At 59.4% G+C, this 4,600-nt stretch carries 4 protein-coding genes and 1 pseudogene; all 5 read left to right on the forward strand.

Annotation, left to right across the window (positions count from 1 at the left end):
• Positions 1 to 197: pseudogene (locus NW835_RS01995) on the forward strand (bifunctional metallophosphatase/5'-nucleotidase); the annotation flags it as partial.
• A gap of 151 nt (positions 198 to 348) precedes the next feature.
• The gene (gene grpE, locus NW835_RS02000) at positions 349 to 1,089 is read left to right on the forward strand and encodes a nucleotide exchange factor GrpE (protein WP_414365169.1); all 741 of its coding nucleotides are present in this window, start codon (positions 349 to 351) and stop codon (positions 1,087 to 1,089) included.
• A 184-nt stretch (positions 1,090 to 1,273) separates the two neighbouring features.
• Complete coding sequence (gene dnaK, locus NW835_RS02005) at positions 1,274 to 3,082, forward strand: molecular chaperone DnaK (protein ID WP_414414390.1); 1,809 nt, start codon at positions 1,274 to 1,276, stop codon at positions 3,080 to 3,082.
• Between the two features lie 115 nt (positions 3,083 to 3,197).
• Complete coding sequence (gene dnaJ, locus NW835_RS02010; protein WP_414365165.1) at positions 3,198 to 4,379, forward strand: molecular chaperone DnaJ; 1,182 nt, start codon at positions 3,198 to 3,200, stop codon at positions 4,377 to 4,379.
• Positions 4,376 to 4,600, forward strand: a 225-nt coding sequence (locus NW835_RS02015) for a sulfurtransferase TusA family protein (RefSeq protein ID WP_414414391.1), incomplete at its 3' end; no start/stop codon positions are given. The genes dnaJ and NW835_RS02015, both read left to right, overlap by 4 nt.

Below are 4,600 nucleotides of genomic sequence, written 5' to 3' on the forward strand. Positions count from 1 at the left end.
GCTACAGCATGTTCCAAGAAGCCCAAACCCTCTGGATCTCCGCCGACAGTATCCGCGACTTTCTCGCCCGCCACATTCACACCCATTCCCCCATCCAGCCCATCTACAGCCACAACTGGCACCTCATTCCCAACTTGGCCGAGATCTACTTTCCCCAGTGTTTGGGCCAGCCTCAGGACAGCTTGCTGGTAGGCTAGAACAACAGGAACCTTAACTGGCTGGTAGAGGAGTCGGTAGAATACGATCAGCACAGAGCCCAGTTTGGCTAATGGCGGCGATGGTTTTGAGACTGCCAAACTGTGGGCACCCGACGTTATTGCTTATTGCTCACGCTTGTCGACATAACCCATGACTGCTGAAGAAAAGCAACCGATGCCCCCAGAAGATACCTATCCTGAACTCCAGGAAGAGGAAATCGACGTGGAGGCAGAGCTGGAGAAGCTGATTCTGGAAGACCGTGAAGCGGAAGCTGGCACCTCCTCCGGCGAAGCCAGCGCTGAGGCTTCTCAAGATCTCAGCGAAACCTTAAAGCAGCTCCAGCAGGAGTTGGAAATAACGCGCCAGCAACTGAAAGAGAAGGAAGAGTCCTACATACGCCTCTACGCCGATTTTGAGAACTACCGACGGCGTACCCAGCGGGAAAAAGAGGAGTTCAGCCAAAAAGAACGGCAGAAATTTGTGCTGGAGATCCTGCCTGTTGTGGATAGCTTTGAGCGGGCGCAGCAGCAGTTGAAGCTGGAGACCGACCGCGAGCGGGAGCTGCACAACAGCTATCAAAGCGTCTATCGCTTGCTAGTGGAATGCTTGAAAAAGATGGGCGTATCCCGCATGAAATCGGTAGGCCAGCCCTTCGATCCCAACCTGCACGAGGCCATAGCCCGCCAGCCCAGCAGCGAGTACCCCGAAGATGTGGTGGTCGTTGAATATCAACCGGGCTACAAGCTGGGGGACTTGGTGATTCGCCATGCCATGGTGGCTGTCTCGTCGGGCAGCCCAAACCCTGAGCCTTCCTCCCCAAGCACAACGGCTGATGCCGAGACTGGCCCCGAAAGTACTCCTACCTCTCCCCAAAACCCTCCAAACCCTTAGCAAAACTGCTCTCTCGAACCTTGACAAGCAGAGCCTATCCATCCCCAGAAAGGCTACAGTAAAGCTACGGAGGCGGAAGCGCTGCCTGAAGGTTTCTGCGGGATTCTGGGCAGAATGCTCTTAATAAGTTGAGATCCGTGGCATCCGTCTTGGGTTGGGATTTGACGCACGGGGAGAGAGCGGTATGGGCAAAGTCATCGGGATTGACCTGGGAACCACCAACAGTTGTGTGGCGGTTTTGGAAGGGGGGCAGCCTGTGGTGATCACCAATGCCGAAGGAGGGCGCACCACCCCCAGCATCGTCGGCTTTGCCAAGAACAATGTCCGCCTGGTGGGTCAACTGGCCAAGCGTCAGGCGGTTACCAACGCGGAAAATACCATCTTCAGCATCAAACGCTTCATCGGCCGCACCTTTGCCGAAACCGAAGAAGAACGGAAGCGAGTTCCCTACAAAGTCATCCCCGGCCGGGACAACATGGTGGAGGTGGTGGTGCAGGATCGCGCCTACACACCCCAGGAGATCTCCGCCATGATTCTGCAAAAGCTGAAGGCCGATGCGGAGGCTTATCTGGGGGAGCCGGTGACCCAGGCCGTGATCACCGTTCCCGCCTACTTTACCGATGCCCAGCACCAGGCCACCAAAGACGCGGGCACCATTGCCGGACTGGAGGTATTGCGCATCATCAACGAACCGACGGCGGCCGCCCTGGCCTACGGGCTGGACAAACAAGATCAAGATCTGCGCATCTTGGTTTTCGACCTGGGTGGCGGCACCTTCGACGTCTCGGTGCTGCAACTGGGCAGCGGTGTGTTCGAGGTGCAAGCCACCGCCGGCAACAACCATCTGGGCGGCGATGACTTTGATCAAAGAATTGTCGATTGGCTCAACCGCCAGTTTTTGGAGACGGAAGGGATCGATCTTTCCCGGGATCGCATGGCCTTGCAGCGGATGCGGGAGGCGGCCGAGAAGGCCAAAATTGAGCTGTCCAGCACCCAGGTTACACTCATCAACCTGCCCTTTATCACCGCCGACGACTCCGGGCCCAAACACCTGGAAGTGGAGCTGACCCGCGCCAAGTTTGAGGAGTTGGTGCGGGATCTGGTGGAAGCTACTGTCGAGCCCACCGAGCAAGCCTTGCGGGATGCCGGCCTCTCCCCTGAGGATATCGACCGCGTGCTGCTTGTGGGTGGCTCTACCCGCATTCCCGCTGTTCAGGAGAAGATTCGGCAAATCTTCAAAAAAAACCCGGATCGCTCCGTCAACCCCGACGAGGCCGTAGCCCTTGGCGCGGCCATCCAAGCAGGGGTGGTGGGCGGAGAAGTGAAAGACCTGCTGCTACTGGACGTGATTCCCCTCTCCATTGGTGTGGAGACCCTGGGCGGGGTATTCACCCGCATCATTGAGCGCAACACCACCATTCCCACCAGCAAAACCCAGATCTTCTCTACGGCCACCGACGGCCAGAGCGTGGTGGAGATTCACGTTTTGCAGGGGGAGCGGGCCATGGCCAAGGACAACAAGACCTTGGGCCGCTTTCAACTGACCGGGATCCCGCCAGCTCCCCGGGGGGTGCCCCAGATCGAAGTCTCCTTTGATATCGATGCCAACGGCATTCTGAAGGTCTCGGCCCGCGAGAAGGGGACGGGGATCGAGCAGAGCATCAAGATCACCAACAACGGCGGCTTGAGCAGCAGCGAGATCGAGCGGATGCGTCGGGAAGCCGAGGCCTACGCCGAAGAAGATCAGCGCCGGCGGCAGTTGGTGGAGGCCCGTAACCAGTCGGACAGCCTGCTCTACAACTACGAGAAGACCCTGCAGGAGCACGGCAGTCGCCTTAGCGAGATCCGCCTCCAGCGGGGGGCGCAGGCGGCGGGCACATTGAGGGCGCTGCTGGCAGATGATAACGTAGACTTAGCAACTTTACGGAACGCAATGGAAGAGCTGCGGGCTGTACTCCTGGAGATGGGGAGTGAGATCTATGGCACCCGCTGAGAATGCTCGGCGAAGGCTTTTGTTCAGCTCTGGGGCAGGGCAGGGGGCGTTGCCTGGGCCATTCGTTAAGCTGTGTTTCCGGCGTCATTCCATCCTTGTTCTCTGAAGCGCTTCTATGGCTCGTGACTACTACGAAATCTTGGGGGTTAGCCGTGATAGCTCCAAGGAAGAGATTAAGCGCGCCTATCGTCGGCTGGCCCGCAAGTATCACCCTGACGTCAACAAAGAGCCAGGGGCTGAGGATCGCTTCAAGGAAATCAACCGCGCCTATGAGGTGCTCTCCGATGACGAGCTGAGGGCTCGCTACGATCGCTATGGCGAGGCAGGGCTAAGCGGAGCAGCAGCAGCCAGCGGGTTCCAGGATTTTGCCGGAATCGGTGGCTTCGCTGACCTTTTCGAGAGCTTCTTCACCAACTTTGCGGGAGGGGGAGTTGGCTACAGCCGCAGCCGCCAGGGGCCGGTACGCGGGGATGACCTGCGCTTTGACCTAAAATTGGAGTTTCTTGAGGCCATCTTTGGGGGCGAAAAGCAAATTCGCATCAGCCACTTGGAGGTCTGCCCGGTCTGTGGGGGCAGCGGGGCTAAGCCCGGCACAAATGTGAAAGTTTGCCCCACCTGTGGTGGTGCTGGTCAGGTGCGGCGGGCCACCCGCACGCCCTTTGGCAATTTTACCCAGGTCTCGATCTGTCCCACCTGCGGCGGTGCCGGCCAGGTGCTGGAAGAGCCCTGCTATAACTGCAATGGGGAGGGGCTGGTCCAGACCACCAAGAAGCTGCGCATCAACATCCCTGCCGGCGTGGATAGCGGCACCCGTCTGCGGGTCTCTGGCGAGGGGGACGCCGGTCGGCGCGGTGGCCCACCGGGAGATCTCTACGTCTACCTGTTTGTGGAGCCAGATCCCGACTTCCAGCGAGATGGCCTTACCATTCTCTCGGAGGTACGGGTGAGCTATTTGCAGGCCATTTTGGGGGCTAAAGTCTCAGTGCCCACGGTGGACTCGAAGGCGGGCCTGGAGGAAGAGGTGGAGCTGACCATTCCGGCGGGTTCCCAGCCGGGTACGGTGTTAACTCTGGAGGGCAAGGGGGTACCTCGCCTTGGCAATCCGATGTTGCGGGGCGACCACAAAATCACCCTGGTAGTGGAGATTCCCACCCGCATCAGCCCTGAAGAGCGGGAACTGCTCCTGCGCCTGGCCGAGTTGCATGGGGAACGCATCAACAAGCGGGACGGTTTCTTGGGCGGGCTGTTGCGGGGGCTGGCCCAAATGCCCGGCAACCGAGAGCGAGAAGAAGAATGACGGCGGAGGCAATTCCCCCCCAGGAGGTGAAGCTGGTTCTGGATCAACGCGGGATCCCTTGCCCGCTTAACTACGTGCGGGCCAAGCTACGCCTGGAACGCATGGCCCCGGGGGAGCTTTTGGAGCTGTGGCTGGATGCGGGGGAGCCGCTGGAGCAGGTGCCCAATAGCTTGGCGATGGCCGGCCATCGCATCGAAGGCCAACAAGCTGCGCCGGAGGGG

Source organism: Synechococcus sp. OH2 (assembly GCF_047462155.1).
GTDB lineage: Bacteria > Cyanobacteriota > Cyanobacteriia > Thermostichales > Thermostichaceae > Thermostichus.

What these genes read in the sequence shown, in the direction of transcription:
- grpE (WP_414365169.1), top strand. Translation starts at nt 349, where the DNA reads ATGACTGCTGAAGAAAAGCAACCGATGCCCCCAGAAGATACCTATCCT.
- dnaK (WP_414414390.1), top strand. Translation starts at nt 1,274, where the DNA reads ATGGGCAAAGTCATCGGGATTGACCTGGGAACCACCAACAGTTGTGTG.
- dnaJ (WP_414365165.1), top strand. Translation starts at nt 3,198, where the DNA reads ATGGCTCGTGACTACTACGAAATCTTGGGGGTTAGCCGTGATAGCTCC.